The sequence below is a fragment of the Brevundimonas sp. GW821-FHT10A07 genome (assembly GCF_059415785.1).
In genome coordinates, this window is record NZ_JBWKNX010000002.1 from 34,752 (window position 1) to 52,015 (window position 17,264).

Annotated in this window: 18 protein-coding genes; 8 read left to right on the forward strand and 10 right to left on the reverse strand. The window is 68.0% G+C overall.

Going from position 1 to position 17,264, the window contains the following annotated elements; translation table 11 throughout:
- Positions 1 to 173 precede the first annotated feature (173 nt).
- A complete protein-coding gene (locus AC07NC_RS01610; protein ID WP_494568401.1) occupies positions 174 to 1,892 on the forward strand; it encodes a hypothetical protein in 1,719 nt (572 codons plus the stop codon).
- Positions 1,893 to 1,895: 3 nt separating this feature from the next.
- On the opposite strand, the gene AC07NC_RS01615 is transcribed toward AC07NC_RS01610, so the two are convergent.
- From AC07NC_RS01615 to ahcY, 3 genes are all read right to left on the reverse strand, one after another.
- Positions 1,896 to 2,234: a TFIIB-type zinc ribbon-containing protein gene (locus AC07NC_RS01615; RefSeq protein ID WP_494568402.1), complete on the reverse strand. Its 339-nt coding sequence runs from the start codon at positions 2,232 to 2,234 to the stop codon at positions 1,896 to 1,898.
- 234 nt (positions 2,235 to 2,468) lie between these two features.
- Positions 2,469 to 3,677 (reverse strand): BaiN/RdsA family NAD(P)/FAD-dependent oxidoreductase, encoded by a 1,209-nt coding sequence (locus tag AC07NC_RS01620; RefSeq protein ID WP_494568403.1) that lies wholly within the window; start codon positions 3,675 to 3,677, stop codon positions 2,469 to 2,471.
- A 33-nt stretch (positions 3,678 to 3,710) separates the two neighbouring features.
- Positions 3,711 to 5,102, reverse strand: coding sequence for an adenosylhomocysteinase (ahcY, locus tag AC07NC_RS01625; protein WP_008261797.1), 1,392 nt, complete (start codon positions 5,100 to 5,102; stop codon positions 3,711 to 3,713).
- A gap of 146 nt (positions 5,103 to 5,248) precedes the next feature.
- Between ahcY and AC07NC_RS01630 the strand changes: the two genes are divergently transcribed.
- On the forward strand, positions 5,249 to 5,650 hold the full coding sequence (locus AC07NC_RS01630; protein ID WP_494568404.1) for a Tat pathway signal protein: 402 nt from the start codon (positions 5,249 to 5,251) through the stop codon (positions 5,648 to 5,650).
- A 17-nt stretch (positions 5,651 to 5,667) separates the two neighbouring features.
- Here AC07NC_RS01630 and AC07NC_RS01635 read toward each other — a convergent pair whose 3' ends face one another.
- On the reverse strand, positions 5,668 to 6,435 hold the full coding sequence (locus AC07NC_RS01635) for a DUF6065 family protein (protein ID WP_008263111.1): 768 nt from the start codon (positions 6,433 to 6,435) through the stop codon (positions 5,668 to 5,670).
- A 38-nt stretch (positions 6,436 to 6,473) separates the two neighbouring features.
- On the opposite strand from AC07NC_RS01635, the gene AC07NC_RS01640 reads away from it, so the two are divergent.
- Positions 6,474 to 7,001: a prolyl-tRNA synthetase associated domain-containing protein gene (locus AC07NC_RS01640; RefSeq protein WP_494568405.1), complete on the forward strand. Its 528-nt coding sequence runs from the start codon at positions 6,474 to 6,476 to the stop codon at positions 6,999 to 7,001.
- Between the two features lie 131 nt (positions 7,002 to 7,132).
- Positions 7,133 to 7,480, forward strand: a complete 348-nt coding sequence (locus AC07NC_RS01645) for a PilZ domain-containing protein (protein ID WP_052005148.1) — start codon at positions 7,133 to 7,135, stop codon at positions 7,478 to 7,480.
- Between the two features lie 6 nt (positions 7,481 to 7,486).
- Here AC07NC_RS01645 and AC07NC_RS01650 read toward each other — a convergent pair whose 3' ends face one another.
- Positions 7,487 to 8,350, reverse strand: a complete 864-nt coding sequence (locus AC07NC_RS01650; RefSeq protein WP_494568406.1) for a haloacid dehalogenase-like hydrolase — start codon at positions 8,348 to 8,350, stop codon at positions 7,487 to 7,489.
- 41 nt (positions 8,351 to 8,391) lie between these two features.
- Positions 8,392 to 8,925, reverse strand: a complete 534-nt coding sequence (locus AC07NC_RS01655; protein WP_494568407.1) for an S-type pyocin family protein — start codon at positions 8,923 to 8,925, stop codon at positions 8,392 to 8,394.
- Positions 8,926 to 9,040: 115 nt separating this feature from the next.
- On the opposite strand from AC07NC_RS01655, the gene coaBC reads away from it, so the two are divergent.
- From coaBC to AC07NC_RS01670, 3 genes are all read left to right on the forward strand, one after another.
- Entirely contained in the window at positions 9,041 to 10,270 is a 1,230-nt protein-coding gene (gene coaBC, locus AC07NC_RS01660) for a bifunctional phosphopantothenoylcysteine decarboxylase/phosphopantothenate--cysteine ligase CoaBC (protein WP_494568408.1), read from the forward strand.
- Positions 10,267 to 10,722: a dUTP diphosphatase gene (gene dut / locus AC07NC_RS01665; RefSeq protein WP_494568409.1), complete on the forward strand. Its 456-nt coding sequence runs from the start codon at positions 10,267 to 10,269 to the stop codon at positions 10,720 to 10,722. The genes coaBC and dut overlap by 4 nt, the downstream gene beginning before the upstream one ends.
- Before the next feature lie 73 nt (positions 10,723 to 10,795).
- Positions 10,796 to 11,599, forward strand: a complete 804-nt coding sequence (locus tag AC07NC_RS01670) for a DUF4019 domain-containing protein (RefSeq protein WP_492072004.1) — start codon at positions 10,796 to 10,798, stop codon at positions 11,597 to 11,599.
- A 16-nt stretch (positions 11,600 to 11,615) separates the two neighbouring features.
- Here AC07NC_RS01670 and AC07NC_RS01675 read toward each other — a convergent pair whose 3' ends face one another.
- Positions 11,616 to 12,551, reverse strand: coding sequence for a DMT family transporter (locus AC07NC_RS01675; RefSeq protein ID WP_372704966.1), 936 nt, complete (start codon positions 12,549 to 12,551; stop codon positions 11,616 to 11,618).
- A 152-nt stretch (positions 12,552 to 12,703) separates the two neighbouring features.
- On the opposite strand from AC07NC_RS01675, the gene AC07NC_RS01680 reads away from it, so the two are divergent.
- Positions 12,704 to 13,072, forward strand: coding sequence for a hypothetical protein (locus AC07NC_RS01680; protein WP_292150368.1), 369 nt, complete (start codon positions 12,704 to 12,706; stop codon positions 13,070 to 13,072).
- Between the two features lie 116 nt (positions 13,073 to 13,188).
- On the opposite strand, the gene dapB is transcribed toward AC07NC_RS01680, so the two are convergent.
- The 3 genes from dapB to dnaK all read right to left on the reverse strand — a co-directional run bounded on the left by dapB (position 13,189) and on the right by dnaK (position 17,212).
- On the reverse strand, positions 13,189 to 13,938 hold the full coding sequence (gene dapB / locus AC07NC_RS01685; RefSeq protein WP_494568410.1) for a 4-hydroxy-tetrahydrodipicolinate reductase: 750 nt from the start codon (positions 13,936 to 13,938) through the stop codon (positions 13,189 to 13,191).
- The gene (dnaJ, locus tag AC07NC_RS01690) at positions 13,935 to 15,137 is read right to left on the reverse strand and encodes a molecular chaperone DnaJ (protein WP_494568411.1); all 1,203 of its coding nucleotides are present in this window, start codon (positions 15,135 to 15,137) and stop codon (positions 13,935 to 13,937) included. Before dnaJ ends, dapB begins: the two co-directional genes overlap by 4 nt.
- A 173-nt stretch (positions 15,138 to 15,310) precedes the next feature.
- The gene (dnaK, locus tag AC07NC_RS01695; RefSeq protein ID WP_494568412.1) at positions 15,311 to 17,212 is read right to left on the reverse strand and encodes a molecular chaperone DnaK; all 1,902 of its coding nucleotides are present in this window, start codon (positions 17,210 to 17,212) and stop codon (positions 15,311 to 15,313) included.
- Between the last annotated feature and the right edge of the window lie 52 nt (positions 17,213 to 17,264).

The following is a 17,264-nucleotide window of genomic DNA, read 5'->3' on the forward strand; positions in this document are numbered from 1 at the left end:
CCGCGAACGAGAACGCACGGCAAGCGTAACCGTTCGATCACGGTCACATTAGGGCTAAGGCAGATGGGCCGCCAACCCGGATGTTTCAACGATAGCCGGGTTCGTTTCCAACGGCGCGATGAAAATTCGTCGTGAAAACCCCCCTTTAAAGCCTTGGGCCTCAATGATCCCGGATGGCCGGTCCGATCCACTACGAAGTCTATGTCCGAAAGACCGCTCCGGCGGGCTGGACCCTGTTGATCGCCACCGAGGACCGCAAACACGCCCTGGAAACGGCCGAGGACCAGCTGCGCGACCGGCTGGCCGCCGCCGCCCGCGTCACCAAGGAGACGCTGGATCCGGACACGATGGAGTTCAACAGCCTCAACATCCTGACGATCGGCGCGCCCGAGGAGAAGAAGAAGCCCAGGACTGTCGAGGCCGTTCGCCCGGCGTGCAGCGCCCCGGCCGAACTCTATACGCCCCACGCCCGCGCCCTGATCGGCCGTGTTCTGGAGGACTGGCTGAAGCGCCAGGGGGCGACAGCGTTCGAACTCCTGCACCGGCCAGACCTGGCCGAGCGACTCGACGCCTCCGGCGTGGAGCTTCAGCACGCCGTCCAGAAGGTCGCCGTGCCGGAGAGCCAGGCCAGCGGCCAGGACCTGCACAGCGTCGTGCGCCACTACCAGCGGCTGTCGGAGGATGCGGTCGCACGGTTGCTGAAGGCGGGCCGCTCGGGCCTGTTTCCGTCGCTGGAAAAACGGTCGATCGCCGAGCTGGCGCAGGGGTTGAGCGGATCGGCGGACCGCGCCTTCGTCATGGGCGGCGTCGTCGCCCAGGCCCTGGCCGACCGCAAGGGCGCGCGGGACCGGTTGGACGGCCTGATGGACATGATCGACGCCGCGCCGCCGGCCGGGCCGGCGCGCGGGCTCGTCGTGGGCGCCGTCGAACAGATCGCGGCCGAAATGCTGGCGGTGCGCGCGAACCTGGCGGAAATCCTGGGCCCGTCTCTGGACCACGGCGCCAGCCTGGCCGCGGTGGTGCGCATGGTGGCCCCCCGAGAGGTCGAACGGCTGATCGGTCTGGATTCCCGTATGGCCCTGATGACGCCGGCGGTCGAAGGTCCCGCCGCGCGACTGGGCGCGCGTCTGGCGGGGGGCGAGCTCCCGCAGCTGTCGGCGTCCCTGGCGCGGATGGTGACGCGCGAACTGGCCAGCCCGCGGCGGCTGCGGCCCAACGACCCGGTGGGGGAGATCGACATCCTGCGCACCCTCGCCATGGCCCTGACGGCGGCGGCGGGCCGGCTTCTGACCCTGGAAGAGGTGCAGAACGCCTTCGTCGACCGATCCAAGAGTCTGGTCACGCCCGATTTCGTCGGCGCCTATGTCCGCCAATGCCCGACCGCCCTGTCCGAGGCCGAACTGCTGACGCGGCTGTGCGAGAACGTCACCGGAGGGGCCAACAAGCGGGCGGCGGCGCGCTGGCTCAGCGCCTGCGTGGCCTCCGTCCGGCTGGAAAGCGAGATGCGCCAGTCGGCGCCGGGCGGCCCCAGCGTGTCGCAGAAGCTGCTGGTCCTGGCGCGACTGCAGCGGTCGGTGCGGGCCGTACAACTGGGCGAACTGGATGAAAGACAGATTTCGACGGCCATCGGCGCCCTGGGCGGAACCCTGGAGGCGGACGCCGGGCTGCTGGCCCAGATCGGCCGGGCCCAGGCCACGCCGGTTCAGAAGCTGACGGCCCTGATGAAGATGACCAATGGCGAGACCGCGCCCCTGGGGCCGGCCGCGGATCGCGCCCGCGCCGAAGCGGTCAAGATGCTGCGGATCCCCGAAGTCCGCCAGGCGGCGGACGCCGATACCGAAGCGTCTGCGGCGCTGCAGAGCCTGATGCAGGCGGCCCGGCTGAAGGTCTGAGCCTCAGTCGAAGATGTCGAAGATGCTGTCGCGTTTCTTCTTCTTGTAGCGATAGTCGTCGTCCCGATGGCGATCATCGCCGCGCCGGTCGTCCCTGTAGCCCCGGTCGTCGGCATAGGGACGCCCTCCGCCCCAGGGTTGGGACTGGGGCTGGGACTGAGACGGGGGCGCGGCGGGCGTCGCAGAGGCGCGACCGTCCTCGGCCGCCGAAGCCATCAGCTTCTCCAGTTCGCCGCGGTCCAGCCAGACGCCCCGGCAGGCGGGGCACATGTCGAACTGCACGCCGTCCCGATCCAGCGTCTGCATGGCGGAATTGTCGTTCGGGCACATCAGAAGAGGCATCGGGGCTCCAGATCAGTCAGGAATCGGGTCGGTTCGGGCGTCGGCGAGACCGGCCGGGAGGGGGACAGACCTGTCGCGCCGACGCATCCGTGCGGTCCGACATCGCGTCGATACGATGCGGCGAAGGGATACGCCGGATCGCGAAGACGCCAGAGGGGCCCGTTCCGCAGGATCCAAGCTAGGCGCCCGGCCGGCTCGCCGCCATGCGTCGTGGCGCCACAGGCCGTTCCCCGCTCAGCAGACCTGACCGGCGGCCCAGCCGGAGGACCAGGCCCACTGGAAATTATAGCCGCCCAGCCAGCCGGTGACATCGACCGCCTCGCCGATGAAATAGAGGCCGGGAACCGTTTTGGCGACCAGGGTCTGCTGGTCCAGGGCGGCGGTGTCGATCCCGCCCAGGGTCACCTCGGCGGTGCGATAGCCTTCGGACCCGACCGGCTTGACGCTCCAGGCGTTGACCGCGTGGTCCAGCCGCCGCAGCGCCGCGTCGGACAGATCGGCCAGATTGCCCGCCGCGCCTTCCCGCTCGCACAGGCTTTCCGCCAGCCGCCGCGGCACGATATGGCCCAGGGCCGTGTGCACGGCCTGGCGGCCGTTGGCCGCCCTGGCGGCCTTGAGCTCATCGAAGACATTACGGCCCGGCGCCATGGCCGCGACGATGGCCTCGCCTTCGCGCCAGTAGGAGCTGATCTGCAGAATGGCCGGTCCGCTGAGGCCGCGATGGGTGAACAGCATGGCCTCGCTGAAACTGGCCTTGCGCGCCTTGGCCCCTTCGGGCGCCGAGGCCACAGTGGCGTCCACCGCCACGCCCGCCAGCGGGATCAGGGTTTCGAGCAGGCCGGCCTCGAACGTCAGGGGGACCAGGGCCGGTCGGGTTTCGGTGACGCGAATGTCGAACTGGCGCGCGACCTCGTAGGCCCAGCCGGTGGCGCCCATCTTGGGGATGGATTTACCGCCCGTCGCCACGACCAGGGCGGTCGCCGTGACCAGGGTTCCGTCGGACAGGACGACGCGCCAGCCGTCGCCGGACCGGTCCAGGCGGTCCACGCCCGTCTTCATCTTCAGGGTCACGCCCGCCGCCGCCATGTCGTCGGTGAGCATGCGGACGATCTGTTTGGCGCTGTCGTCGCAGAACAGCTGGCCAAGCGTCTTCTCGTGCCAGGCGATGCCGGCCCGGTCCACGCGCTTGACGAAGTCGTGCTGGGTGTAGCGACGCAGGGCCGAGGTGGCGAACCGGGGGTTCTCACCCAGGAAATTCGCCGGGCCGCAGCCCAGATTGGTGAAGTTGCACCGACCGCCGCCGGAGATGCGGATCTTCTCGCCGGGGTTGGCGGCGTGATCGACCACCAGAACCCGACGTCCGCGACGCCCGGCCTCGATCGCGGCCGTCATCCCGGCCGCGCCGGCCCCGACGACGAGGACGTCATAAGACGCCCTCGTCACTTGGAACCTCGCGGTTCCGGCCTCGGGGAGAGCTTAGTAACGGTAGTGGTCCGCCTTGAACGGGCCTTCGACAGGCACGTTGATATAATCGGCCTGGTCCTGGGTCAGGACGGTCAGCTTGGCGCCCAGCTTGGCCAGGTGCAGCAGGGCGACCTTTTCATCCAGGTGCTTGGGCAGGGTGTAGACCTGGTTCTGATAGGACTTGGCGTTGGTCCACAGCTCGATCTGGGCCAGGGTCTGGTTGGTGAAGGACGCCGACATCACGAAGGACGGGTGGCCCGTGGCGTTGCCCAGGTTCACCAGACGGCCTTCCGACAGCAGGATGATCTTCTTGCCGTCCGGGAATTCGATGTGGTGGACCTGAGGCTTGATCTCGTCCCACTTGAAGTTCTTCAGGCCGGCGACCTGAATCTCCGAGTCGAAGTGGCCGATGTTGCAGACGATGGCGTTGTTCTTCATCTGCCGCATGTGTTCGACCGTGATGACGTCCTTGTTGCCGGTCGTCGTCACATAGATGTCGGCGCGGCCGGCGCTGTCGTCCAGGGTCTGGACCTCATAGCCTTCCATCGCGGCCTGAAGCGCGCAGATCGGGTCGATCTCGGTCACGATCACGCGGGCGCCGCCCTGGCGCAGCGAGGCGGCCGAGCCCTTGCCCACGTCGCCGTAGCCGCAGACCACGGCGACCTTGCCCGACAGCATGACGTCGGTGCCGCGACGGATGGCGTCGACCAGGGACTCACGGCAGCCGTAAAGGTTGTCGAACTTGGACTTGGTGACGCTGTCGTTGACGTTGATGGCGGGGAAGGGCAGCTCGCCCTTTTCGGCCATCTGATACAGGCGGTGAACGCCCGTGGTCGTCTCTTCCGACACGCCGCCGATGGCGTCGCGGATGGCCGAGTAGAAGCCGGGCTTTTCGGCGATGTAGCGTTTCATCACCTTGAAGAGGGCTTCTTCCTCTTCGTTCTGGGGATTGGCCAGGACCGAGATGTCCTTCTCGGCCTTGGGACCGAGCACGCAGAGCAGGGTCGCGTCGCCGCCGTCGTCGAGGATCAGGTTCGGATAGCCGCCGTCAGCCCATTCGAAGATCTTGTGCGCGTAGTCCCAGTATTCCTCCAGGGTCTCGCCCTTGGTGGCGAACACCGGCGTGCCCGAGGCGGCGATGGCGGCGGCGGCGTGGTCCTGGGTCGAGAAGATGTTGCACGAGGCCCAGCGGACTTCGGCGCCCAGGGCTTCCAGCGTCTGGATCAGAACGGCCGTCTGGATGGTCATGTGCAGGCTGCCGGCGATCCGGGCGCCCTTCAGCGGCTGGCTGGCGCCGAACTCTTCGCGCAGGGCCATCAGGCCCGGCATTTCCGTTTCGGCGATCGCGATTTCCTTCTTGCCCCAATCGGCCAGAGAAATGTCGCGGATGATGTAGTCGGTCATGGGGGCTCCTGGCCGCAGGGGATTTTCCAGCCCTCATAGCCTGTGGAGCATGAAGGAGCAATAAACACATAAGGATATCCTTATATGCACTATGACCGATGTCGGGCTCAGCAGTTTCTTAAGCCATCCCCGTTAGGCAGGGCGGAATGGAACGCCGCGCCCTTCTCGGTCTCGCCCTCGTCGCGACGGCCGCCGCCTCGACCCCCACCCGCGCCTCATCGAGCGGCGGCGCCGCTCCGTCGGCCGACACCTATTTCCGCCTGCCGGTGGTCACGGGCTCGATCCCGCGTCCCGGCGGCCGGCGCGGCGTCCTGTCGGTCGAAGTCGGCGTGGATGTGCCCGACGCGGCCCTGCGCACCCGGGCCCAGCAGTCGGCGCCGCGTCTGCGCGCCGCCTACAACACCGCCGTCCAGCGGTTCGCCACCGGCCTGCGTCCGGGCGCCGCGCCGAACATCGACCAGCTGGCCGCAGATCTGCAGGCCGCCACCAACGCCACCCTGGGCCGGGCCGGGGCCCGGGTCCTGCTCGGCACGGTGATGGCGCTCTAGGCCGCGGCTGACCGGCCTCAGCCGACGCGCGGCGACTTCAGGCGGCGCTTGTTCGAATGGGTCGGCGGCGCCGCGCCCAGATCCTCGGGCACCTCGCCCTTGAAATAGTAGCGCTGCCAGGCCTCCTTGGCCGCGTCGGGGTCGCCGCCGGCCAGACGCTGGTTGAAGTCGGTGCGGGCGCGGTTCCAGGCCTCGAACTGGCCCTTCATGACCGGGTTGGACTCCAGCGTCCGGATAACCGGCTGGAACTGTTCCACCTTCTTGTGCTCGATCAGATTGATGAAGCAGAAGGGCTCGCCCTTCTCGAACTTCACCCGGCCCGGCCGCGTGAAGATCCAGTTCATGGTGAAGGGGAAGGGCAGCCAGTCGGTCTCGATCAGGCCGACCAGGGGCTGGATCCCGTCCTTCAGGTGATTGGGCGACCCCGAGCACATCATCCCCCAGCCCGGCGGCGTGCGGAACAGATACTGCGGGTGCATGGTCAGGACCCCGCGCGAGAAGTGCGAGGTGACGAAATGGTCCAGGTCGTGCTGGGGCCGGTCGGGGGTGATGACGATGTCCTCCTGGCGCGGCCCGCCGTTCCATTCGGCCGTGAAACCGAACGGGCACAGGATCTCCCACCCCGTGGTGTTGGCCATGTTCAGCGGCAGGCAGCGATAGGGGTGGCGGCTGATGAAGGCGTCCATCCAATTGCGCGACTGGCGGCCGGGCACCAGGTCCGGCGGCCGGGCCGTCATCGGATAGCATTCCAGTTCCAGCGGGCGCGTCTGCACGGTATCGACCATGGAACCGTTCCTAACGCCGCAAACGCGACTGCTCAACCATGACCCCAGACCTTGCGCCTGAACCCGCTTTCGACCGCGAGACCCTGACCGCCTGGCTGGCCGAACACGGCGTGGCCCACACGACCCACGACCACCCGGCCGTCTTCCGCGTCGAGGAAGGCCTGGACCTCAAGGCCGACCTGCCCGGCGCTCACACCAAGAACCTGTTTCTCAAGGATCACAAAGGCCGGCTCTGGCTGATCTCGGCCCGCCAGGACACGGTCATCGACCTGAAGCGCGCTGCGGCCGCGATGGGGGCGGGCCGGCTGTCGTTCGACAATGAGGCCCTGATGTGGGAGACGCTGGGCGTCCGCCCGGGTTCGGTCACGGCCCTGGGTCTGATCAACGACGTCGAGCGCCGCGTGACCTTCGTCCTGGACCGGCGGCTGTGGGACGCCGACATCGTCAACTTCCACCCCCTGACCAATACGGCGACCACGTCTCTGGAACAGGCGGCCTTCCGCCGGGTGCTGGCGGTCTGGGAGCGAGAGCCGATCGTGGTGGATTTCGGCGCCCTGGCGGGTTGAAGCCCGGTTCCGGGGCGGAGCGTGCGTCGAAAGGCGGGAACCGACGTTCGATGACCCGTCTCTCTTCCTGACCGGCTCGAAGTCCGCTACCGGCACAGAGGATCGCACGGCGATACTGTGCGTCCTGAGGCATGCGTATGTTTGGACCCAAGCCCGTTTCTCAACCGGACCGACGCGGCGAACCCCGTCGGGCGGTCAATGCGCGGGGCGTCGTCTGTGCGCCGGGTGTGGAGACGGCCTGCGTGATCGTCGATCTGTCGGACGGCGGCCTGAAGCTCAGGCTCGACCGGGGCGCGGCCTTGCCGCCCGAGGTGGTGGTGGTGGATATTGCGGAGGCGGTGGCCTATCCGGCGACGGTGGTCTGGCAGAAGGGGCAGGAGGCGGGGCTGAGGCAGACCGGCGCCAAGTCCCTGCGCGGCCTGGCTCCCGCGCGGCTGATCGGGGCCCGCGACGCCTGGATCAGGGCCGGCGGGCGCTGAGGATCGCTACAGACCCGCCGGCATGGAGCCGGCGTTGATGGCGATGCGGCCGACCAGGCCCTTGACGATCAGGTCCAGGGCCGAACCCTCGCTATAATCGGCGGCGGCGACGAAATTGACCCGGTCCTCGGAAATCAGGGAATAGACCTTCTTCTGGTCCTTCTCGTTCGAGCGGGGGTCATAGACGGCGATTGAGAAGCCGCCCTTGGTGTGCATCATCTTCATGGTCGGCACGTCGGTGTCGCCGTCGCCGATGAAGATCATCCGCTCGAACGGCACCGGCCGCTGGTCGTCGGGGATGAAGTGGTTGATCCGCTCGTGCTCCCAGTGGTTCTTCACCCCCTTGTTGATGCGGAACAGATACTGGGTCTTGGTGGTGTAGTTGACGCCGACCGCGGGCCAGGCCGCCTCGCCCTTGTCGTCGTAGACATAGTGGGAGGCGAAGACATGGGTCAGGGCGGGGCGGATCGGCGTGCCGTCGATCATCTCCTCCAGGCCGGCCGAGACGATATAGTGTTCGATCTCAAGCCCGTAGCGCGCGCCGAAGGCGTTCATCCGGTCGAACCAGCTGAGGTCCTTCAGACCTTCGAACAGGGCCACCGCCTCGCCGTGCCGGCGCAGGGTCTCGCGCGTCACCGGCGAACCGTTCTGGCGCGCGTGATGCAGCATCAGCTGCATGTACATCAGGATGCCGTCGGCGTCGGCCTCCTTGGTCAGGCGTTCGGCCTCTTCCCAGAAGGCTTCTTTCTCCATCTTGAGCGACGGAATGAAGCTGACCTCCTGCATATTGCCGCGCGCCAGGGTGCCGTCGAAATCATAGATCAGGGCGGTCTTCAGCAAGGGCTTGTCGCCGGAAGGGGCGTCGGACATCGGGCGGGCTCCAGAGCGTCGGTCGGACCCCGCCCTCTATATCAGCCCGCCGTCGGCGTCGATTGTCGCCTCTGGCCGAAGCGGGGCGCCGCCGTCTTCTGCTCGGCCCAGTAGTCGGCGCCCGTGGTCGGCTTGAACATGGTGCGGGGCGTGCCGTCGCGCGCCACCACGGCGAAGGTGTTGGTCGAGGCCTGATAGATCAGGGTGTCGCCGTTCGGCCGTTTCACCGTCTCGGCGTCGCGCGGGGGCTTGGCCGTAAAGGCGGTGACCTTGTCCAGATAGTCTTCGGCCGACCCCGCGCCGAAGTCGGCGCCGTTGCGCTGGTACAGGCGGGCGATCTTGTCATCCACCGTCTCGCGACGGCTGGCTGTCAGCACCGGCTTGGGCTGGGCGGCGGCGGGGGCGTCGTCGCCGCCCGTCCCGGTCGCCGCCAGGGCCAGCGGCGTCGCCTCGGCCGTTCGGTCGCGCGTCTGCACCGCCGAGGCGTTGTCGCACCCCGCCAGCGCCGTCACCGCCAAACCGACCATCATCAGCCCCAGTCCTGTGGCCGCACCCTGTCGCTTGTCAGACGTCATCCTCGCCTCCCCCTTCGGACACCCGCTCGCCGCGAGATAAGCACAACCTTCATGTTCCCGCAATGTTCTTTTCGGCCGTCTCGACGGCGTCGCCTTGGGCGGCTAGACGAAGGCCATGGACAGCCGCCCTCTCGCAAATCGCAAAATCCTGCTGATCGTCGGCGGCGGCATAGCGGCCTACAAGGCGCTGGAGCTGGTGCGGCTGATCGCCAAGGCGGGGGGCCAGACGCGGGTGATCCTGACCGAATCCGGGGCCGAGTTCGTGACGCCCCTGTCGCTGGCGGCGCTGAGCGACCATCCGGTGCGGTCGGGCCTGTTCCATCCGGACGACGAGACCAGCATGGGCCATATCGAGCTGTCGCGCTGGGCCGATCTGGTGGTCGTGGCGCCGGCGACGGCGGGGCTGATCGCCAAGGCGGCCAACGGTTTAGCCGACGACCTGGCCTCGACCACCTTGATCGCCACGGACAAACGGGTGCTGCTGGCGCCGGCGATGAATGTGCGGATGTGGGAGCATCCGGCGGTCCAGGCCAATATGGAGCGGCTGAAGGCCTTCCCCGGCTTCCACGGCGTGGCCGTGGTGGGGCCGGACGACGGCGAGATGGCCTGCGGCGAATACGGACCCGGCCGGATGGCCGAGCCGGCGGCGATCCTGGACGCGATCCTGGGTCTGCTGGCGGGCGCGGCCGGGCGGCCCCTTGCGGGTCGCAAGGCGGTGGTTACGGCCGGGCCGACCTTCGAGCCGATCGATCCGGTGCGGGGTCTGACCAACCGCTCCAGCGGCAAACAGGGCTACGCCATCGCCGCCGCCCTGGTCGAACTGGGGGCGGAGGTGACCCTGGTGTCGGGGCCGACCGCCCTGGGCGCGCCTGTCGGGGTGACGCGGATCGACGTGGAGAGCGCGCTGGAGATGCAGGCGGCGACGCAAGCCGCCCTGCCCGCAGACATCGCCGTGCTGTCGGCGGCCGTGGCCGACTGGCGCGTGGACACCATCGCCGGCGGCAAGATCAAGAAGGGGCCGGGCGGGCCGCCGACCCTGGCCCTGATCGAGAACCCCGACATCCTGGCCGGGATCGCCGCGCCGGGCCCGAACCGGCCGACCCTGGTCATCGGCTTCGCCGCCGAGACCACGGACCTGGAGGCCAATGCGCGCGCCAAGCTGTCGCGCAAGGGCTGCGACTGGATCATCGGCAACGACGTGTCCGACGACGTCTTCGGCTCGGACGGCAACGCCGTGCTGCTGGTCACCGCCGACAAGACCGAAACCTGGCCCCGCCAATCTAAGACCGCGATCGCCCAGGCTGTCGCGGCCCGTATCGCCGACCATTTCAAGGCCCCCGAATGACCGAGACCGCCATCCAGATTTTGCGCCTGCCCCATGCCGAGGGCCTGCCCCTGCCGGCCTATGAGACGGCGGGATCGGCCGGGATGGACCTGCGCGCGGCCGTGCCGGAGGATCAGCCGATGACCCTGGCGCCGGGCGCCCGCGCCCTGGTGCCCACGGGCCTGAAGATCGCCCTGCCGCTGGGGTTCGAGGCCCAGGTGCGGGCGCGCTCGGGTCTGGCGCTGAAGCACGGGATCATCTGCCCCAATGCGCCGGGCACGATCGATAGCGACTATCGCGGCGAGTGCGGCGTGATCCTGGCCAATATCGGCGCCGAGCCCTTCGTCATCCGGCGGGGGGAGCGGATCGCCCAGCTGGTGATCGCCAAGCACGAACGTGCGGACTGGGTCGAGGTCGAGACGCTGGACGAGACCGCACGCGGGGCCGGCGGGTTCGGGTCGACGGGGCGGTAAGAGGGGCGTTTCGCCAGAGGGTGGCGGAGCAGCTGTCGGTCGCCTAGGCTCGCCCCATCGAGAGAGGGTGGCGATGGACGAGGCGCTGCGGTCCCTGAGTGAGCGGGAGAAGGAGGCCCTGCGGCTTCTGGCCCGAGGCCATGACGCCAAGTCCGTCGCCCGCCACCTGGATCTGTCCGTCCATACGGTGAACGAACGGCTGCGTTCGGCGCGGAACAAGCTGGGGCTGTCGAGCAGCCGGGCCGCAGCGAGGCGTCTTGTGGAGGCCGAGGCGGGCGGCGCGTCGGAGGCCTACATGGAGCGACCCGAATTTCTTGGAGACAAGGAATTTGGGGGAGACCCGACAGCCGAGGGTGTCAGAGTCGCCGCTTCATCGCAAAGCCGTCGGGTCACCTCATCGACCCGATGGATCATCGGAGGACTCGCCGTCATGTTGTCGCTCGCCGTCGCCGCCCTGATCTTCACCTATGCCGCCGGCCCCGCTGCCGCGCCGACGAATTCGCCGCCTAGTCCCGTAGCGTCTGTCGAAGCGGCTGCGCCCGGCGAGGGGGCCGAGGCGGCCCTGGCCTGGATCGCCCTGCTGGACCGGGAACAGTGGGTCGACAGCTGGGATGCGGCCGGGAGCCTTTTCCAGGCCCAGGTGACGCAGGCGGACTGGGCCTCGACCGTGGCTTCGGTACGCGCGACGGTGGGGGCCGTCGTCGCCCGGGCCCAGATCAGCGTGGCTCCGTCCACCACTCTTCCGGGACTGCCCGCCGGGGAATATCAGGTCATTCAGTACCGGACGGCCTTCCGCGACAAGGCGGAGTCCGTAGAGACCGCAGTCCTGATGCGCGAGCGTGGGACCTGGAAGGTGATCGGCTACTTCATTCGCTGATGACCACGAACCACCTTCACACCGGCGGCGCGGTCGTCTGGATCAGGGCGGCCTTGCGGCGGACGTGTTCGCGCCAGGCGGTGTAGAGGCCGCTGGCGGCGATCAGGGCGCCGCCGGCCAGGGTGTTGGCGGTGGGCGTGGCGTGCATCAGCCACCAGCCGAAGATTACAGCGCCGACGATCTGGAGATAGTCGAAGGGCGCGACCACGGCGACCGGGGCCTTTTGCAGCGAGGCGGTCATGAACAATTGGGCCAGGCCGCCGGCGACGCCTGAGCTGATCAGCAGGGCGAAGGTCAGGGGCGAATGCCAATGGCCGACGAAGGGCAGCAGGATCGCCCCCACCCCGGATGAACCGACGAAGAACCAGAAGACGATGGCGGCGACATGCTCGGTGTCGCGCAACTGGCGAAGGGTGATGGTGACGCTGGCCGTCAGCAGGGCCGCCATCAGGCCGAAACCTATGCCCTCGAGCGGCATGGCGTGACCGCCCCCCGAGACGAACGAAAGGGGACGCATGACGATGACGACGCCGATGAAGCCCACCCCCACGGCGGCCCAGCGGCGCGGCCCCACCGCCTCCTTCAGGATGAAGAAGGACAGGATGGTGGCGAAGATGGGTGCGGTGAAGCTGAGGGTGGTGGCGTCGGCCAGGGGCAGCAGGGTCAGGGTCTGGAAGAGGCACAGGATGGAGACGACGCCCAGGGCGCTGCGTCCCGCATGGGCCCAGGGCCGGCGCGTGGTCAGACCGGCGAGGCCGCCCGGCTGGGTCAGCACCCAGGCCAGGACCACGGGCAGGCCGAAGAAGGCGCGGTAGAACAGCATCTCGGGGGCGACCACGCCGTCCAGAGAGGCCAGTTTCAGCACCGCCGACATGACGGAAAAGGCGCCTGCCGCCGCGATCCTGAGCGCGATGCCGCGGGCGATGTCCTCGCCGCCGATCCGTCCCGTCATGACGTCCTTTCGATGTTGCGGCGCACTCATAGGCCCGCGTCGCCTTCACGCCCACCCCCGAGGGAGCCTTTCCGCGCGAGCGGCGTTAACCGTGTCGAACCGGCCAAGCTTGACCGGCGCCTTATTGTTTTTGACCTTTCAGGAGAGACGACGTGGAAAATCTGATCGATCAGATCGGCGATTTCCTGAGTGGAATCGCGGGTCTGGCCAGCGCCGGCTTCGACGGCGTCAACCAGGTGATGGGGCTGATCATCGCCATCATCGCCGCCCTGCTGATGGTGGACTGGCGGTCGCTGGCCTCGACCGCCCTGGGCGCGACCCTGGTGCATCTGATCGTGCTGGCGGTCTTGCCGGTGCTGAACGGCGGCGAATTCGTCCTGCCGGCGCTTCTGACCGTCGGCTTCTGGATGACGGCCCTGGCCCTGTTCCTGGGCTACGCCATCGTCATCGCCATCTTCTTCTTCATCAAGACCCTGCTGACCGGGACCGCGTTCCGTGGGCGGCGCAGGGTCGTGCACTGATTTTTGCGGGCCTGCCACCCCCAGGTTTCGTCACCCTCTGACTGGGTAATGGCTTCCGCGCTCAAGCCGTGAGCGACCGCGTCGCGAGCGTAGCGTGGCGCGAAGCGCCCTAGACGTCAGGCTTGGCGAAAGCCAAGCACGTCCTGCATGTCGTACAGGCCGGGCCCGCGCGTACGGACCCAGGCGGCGGCGGCGACGGCGCCCTTGGCGAACAGGGACCGGTCGATGGCCGAGTGGCTGAGGGTCAGGACCTCGTCTTCCGAGGCGAACAGGACCGTATGTTCGCCGATGATGCCGCCGGCGCGGATCGAGGAGAAGCCGATCTTGCCGCTCTCGCGCTCGCCTTGGACGCCGTCATAGGGGGCGGAGCGGATGTCGGCCAGGTCGGTGAACCGGCCCTCCGCCGCCGCTTCGCCCAGCATCAGGGCGGTGCCGGAGGGGGAGTCCACCTTGCGGCGGTGGTGGGCCTCGGTGATCTCGATGTCCCAGTCCTGGGCGTCCAGCCGCTGGGCCGCGTGCTGGACCAGGCCGATCAGGATGTTCACGCCCAGAGAGAAGTTGCCGCTCTTGACGATGGCGATCTTCTCGGCGGCCTTCATCAGCTCGGCCTCCTGCTCCGGCGTGAAGCCGGTGGAGCCGATGACCAGGCTGGGGCCGCCGCGCTCGGCCGCGCCCTGCGCCAGGGCGACCGAGGCGTCCGGAGTCGAAAAATCGATGATCACGTCGCACAGGGAGATGTCGGCGGTTTCGCCCCAGTCGAACCGGGCGGCGACGACCACGTCCTCGCGCGCATCGAGAACCTGGGACACGGCGCGACCCATCCGGCCGCGATAGCCGGAAATGCCGGCGTGGAAGATTGCGCTCAAACCACGTTTTCTTTCGACCCGTCCGCATCCTGATTGCCCAGGATGTCAGCCCAGAAGCGCTTCGCCTTGCCCGCGAAGCTGGAGTTGCGGGGGTTCTGCCCCTCTCCGAACGACAGGGCAAGCTCTTGCAGCAGTTCCTTCTGGCGGGCGGTCAGGTCTGTGGGGGTCTCGACGAACAGCTCGACCACCAGGTCGCCGCGCGCGCGGCCGTTCAGATGGGGCATGCCCTTGCCCTTGATCCGGACGGTCTTGCCGGTCTGGGCCCCCGCCGGCACGGCGACGGCGGCCTTGCACTTGCCGTCGCAGGCGTCGGACACCAGGCAGGGGGCGTCGATCTCGCCGCCCAGGGCCGCGACGGTCATGGGAACCGGCACCGTGACCAGCAGGTCCAGGTTGTCGCGCTCGAACAGGTCGTGCGGCGTCACCGACAGGAAGACGTACAGGTCGCCGCGCGGGCCGCCACGCTGACCGGCGTCGCCCTCGCCCGACAGGCGGATGCGCGAGCCGTCGTCGACGCCGGCGGGGATCTTCAGGTTCAGGGTGCGGGTCTTGCGCACCTGGCCGTGGCCGTGACAGGTCGTGCAGGGGTCGGCGATCATCTGGCCCGCGCCGTGGCAGCGGGGGCAGGTCCGCTCGACCTGGAAGAAGCCGTTGGCCTGGCGCACGCGGCCGGCGCCGTTGCAGGTGGTGCAGGTGACGGGCTTGGTGCCGGGCTTGGCCCCCGAACCTTCGCAGGTCTCGCAGGTCATGGTGGCGGGGATGTCGATCTCGACCTCGGCGCCCTTGTAGGCCTGTTCCAGGCTGATCTCGAGATCATAGCGCAGGTCCGAGCCGCGACGCGGTCCGCCCTGCTGGCCCCGGCCGGCCTGGCGACCGCCGAAGGCGTCCCCGAAGGCGTCGCCGAAGACCTGGGAGAAGATGTCGTTGATGTCGGAGAAGCCCTGCTGGCCCTGGCCGAAGCCGCCGCTCCCGCCGCCGTTCACGCCGGCGTGGCCGAACCGGTCGTAGGCCGCACGCTTCTGATCGTCCGACAGGACCGTATAGGCCTCGGAAATTTCCTTGAACTGCGCCATCGACTCTTCCGAGCCGCCGTTGCGATCCGGGTGATGGATCATGGCCAGCTTGCGATAGGCCGATTTCAGACCGGGCGCGTCGATTGTCCGTTCGACGCCCAAAACCTCATAATAGTCACGCGCCATAGGGCGTTGGTCCTCATACTTCCCCTGCGGCTCCGTCACGCCTCTGCGGGCGTCAGCGAAGCTGTGGTGTCCCGGCTGACATGGGGGCCGGAACGACTGATGCAAGTTTCATGAAAAGGCCCCGCCTATCGCAAGACAAGCGGGGCCCTATCATTTCGCCGACCTGTTGCCGATCAGGCGCTCTTCTTCTCGTCCGTGTCCGAGACGTCCTCGAACTCGGCGTCGACCACGCCGTCGTCGGCCGGGGCCGCATCGCCTTCGCCGGCGCCCTGCTGCTGGGCGTACATGGCCTCGCCCAGCTTCATCGAGGCCTGGACCAGGCTGTTGGTCTTGGTGCGGATGTCCTCGGCGTCCGTGCCTTCACGGGCGGTCTTCAGCTCGGTCAGACCGGTCTCGATCGCCGTCTTGACGTCGGCCTCGACCTTGTCGCCGTGTTCGGCCAGGGCCTTCTCGGTCGAGTTGATCAGGCTGTCGGCGGCGTTCTGGGCCTCGACCAGATCCTTGCGGACCTTGTCGGCGGCGGCGTTGGCCTCGGCTTCCTTGACCATCTTGTCGATGTCGGCGTCCGACAGGCCGCCGTTGGCCTGGATGCGGATCGACTGTTCCTTGTTGGTCGCCTTGTCCTTGGCCGAGACGTTGACGATGCCGTTGGCGTCGATGTCGAAGGCGACCTCGATCTGCGGCATGCCGCGCGGCGCCGGCGGGATGCCCATCAGGTCGAACTGACCCAGCATCTTGTTGTCCGACGCCATCGGACGCTCGCCCTGGAAGACCCGGATCGTCACGGCCGACTGGTTGTCGTCGGCGGTCGAGAAGGTCTGGCTCTTCTTGGTCGGGATGGTCGTGTTGCGCTCGATCAGGGGCGTGAAGACGCCGCCCAGGGTCTCGATGCCCAGGGTCAGGGGCGTCACGTCCAGCAGCAGCACGTCCTTGACGTCGCCTTGCAGAACCCCGGCCTGAACCGCGGCGCCCAGGGCCACGACTTCGTCAGGGTTGACGCCCTTGTGCGGCTCCTTGCCGAAGAAGGCCTTCACGGCCTCCTGCACCTTGGGCATGCGGGTCATGCCGCCGACCAGGACGACTTCGTCGATGTCCGAGGCCTTCAGGCCGGCGTCGGCCAGGGCCTTCTTGCACGGCTCGATCGTGCGGGCGACCAGGTCGTCGACCAGGGCTTCCAGCTTGGCGCGCGACAGTTTGATGTTCAGGTGCAGCGGGCCTGAGGCGTTCATGGTGATGAACGGCAGGTTGACCTCGTACTGGGTCGTGGAGCTGAGTTCCTTCTTGGCCTTTTCGGCTTCTTCGCGCAGGCGCTGCAGGGCCAGCTTGTCCTGACGCAGGTCGACGCCCTGTTCCTTCTTGAACTCGTCGGCCAGATAGTCGGCCAGGCGCACGTCGAAGTCCTCGCCGCCCAGGAAGGTGTCGCCGTTGGTCGACTTCACCTCGAAGACGCCGTCGCCGATCTCCAGGATCGAGACGTCGAAGGTGCCGCCGCCCAGGTCATAGACGGCGATCTTCTGGCCATCGTTCTTTTCCAGGCCATAGGCGAGCGCGGCCGCGGTCGGCTCATTGATGATGCGCAGGACTTCCAGCCCGGCGATCTTGCCGGCGTCCTTGGTGGCCTGGCGCTGGCTGTCGTTGAAATAGGCCGGGACGGTGATGACGGCCTGCGTCACCTTCTCGCCCAGATAGGCCTCTGCGGCCTCCTTCATCTTGATGAGGGTGAAGGCCGAGATTTGTTGGGGCGAATAATCCTTGCCGTGGGCGCGGACCCAGGCGTCGCCGTTCGGGCCCTTGACGATCTCATAGGGCACCATGCCCTTGTCCTTCGCCACGACGGGATCGTCGAAGTTGCGGCCGATCAGGCGCTTGATGGCGAAGAAGGTGTTGGCGGGGTTGGTGACGGCCTGACGCTTGGCGGGCTGACCCACCAGGGTCTCGCCGCCGTCCTGAAGGGCGACCACCGACGGGGTGGTGCGGGCGCCTTCGGCGTTTTCGATGACCTTGGGGTTCTTGCCGTCCATGACGGCCACGCACGAGTTGGTGGTGCCGAGGTCGATGCCGATGATCTTGGCCATGGGCGTTCTATTTCTCTCCGTATCGGCGGGCGATGCGGCGGCCTTCGACGAA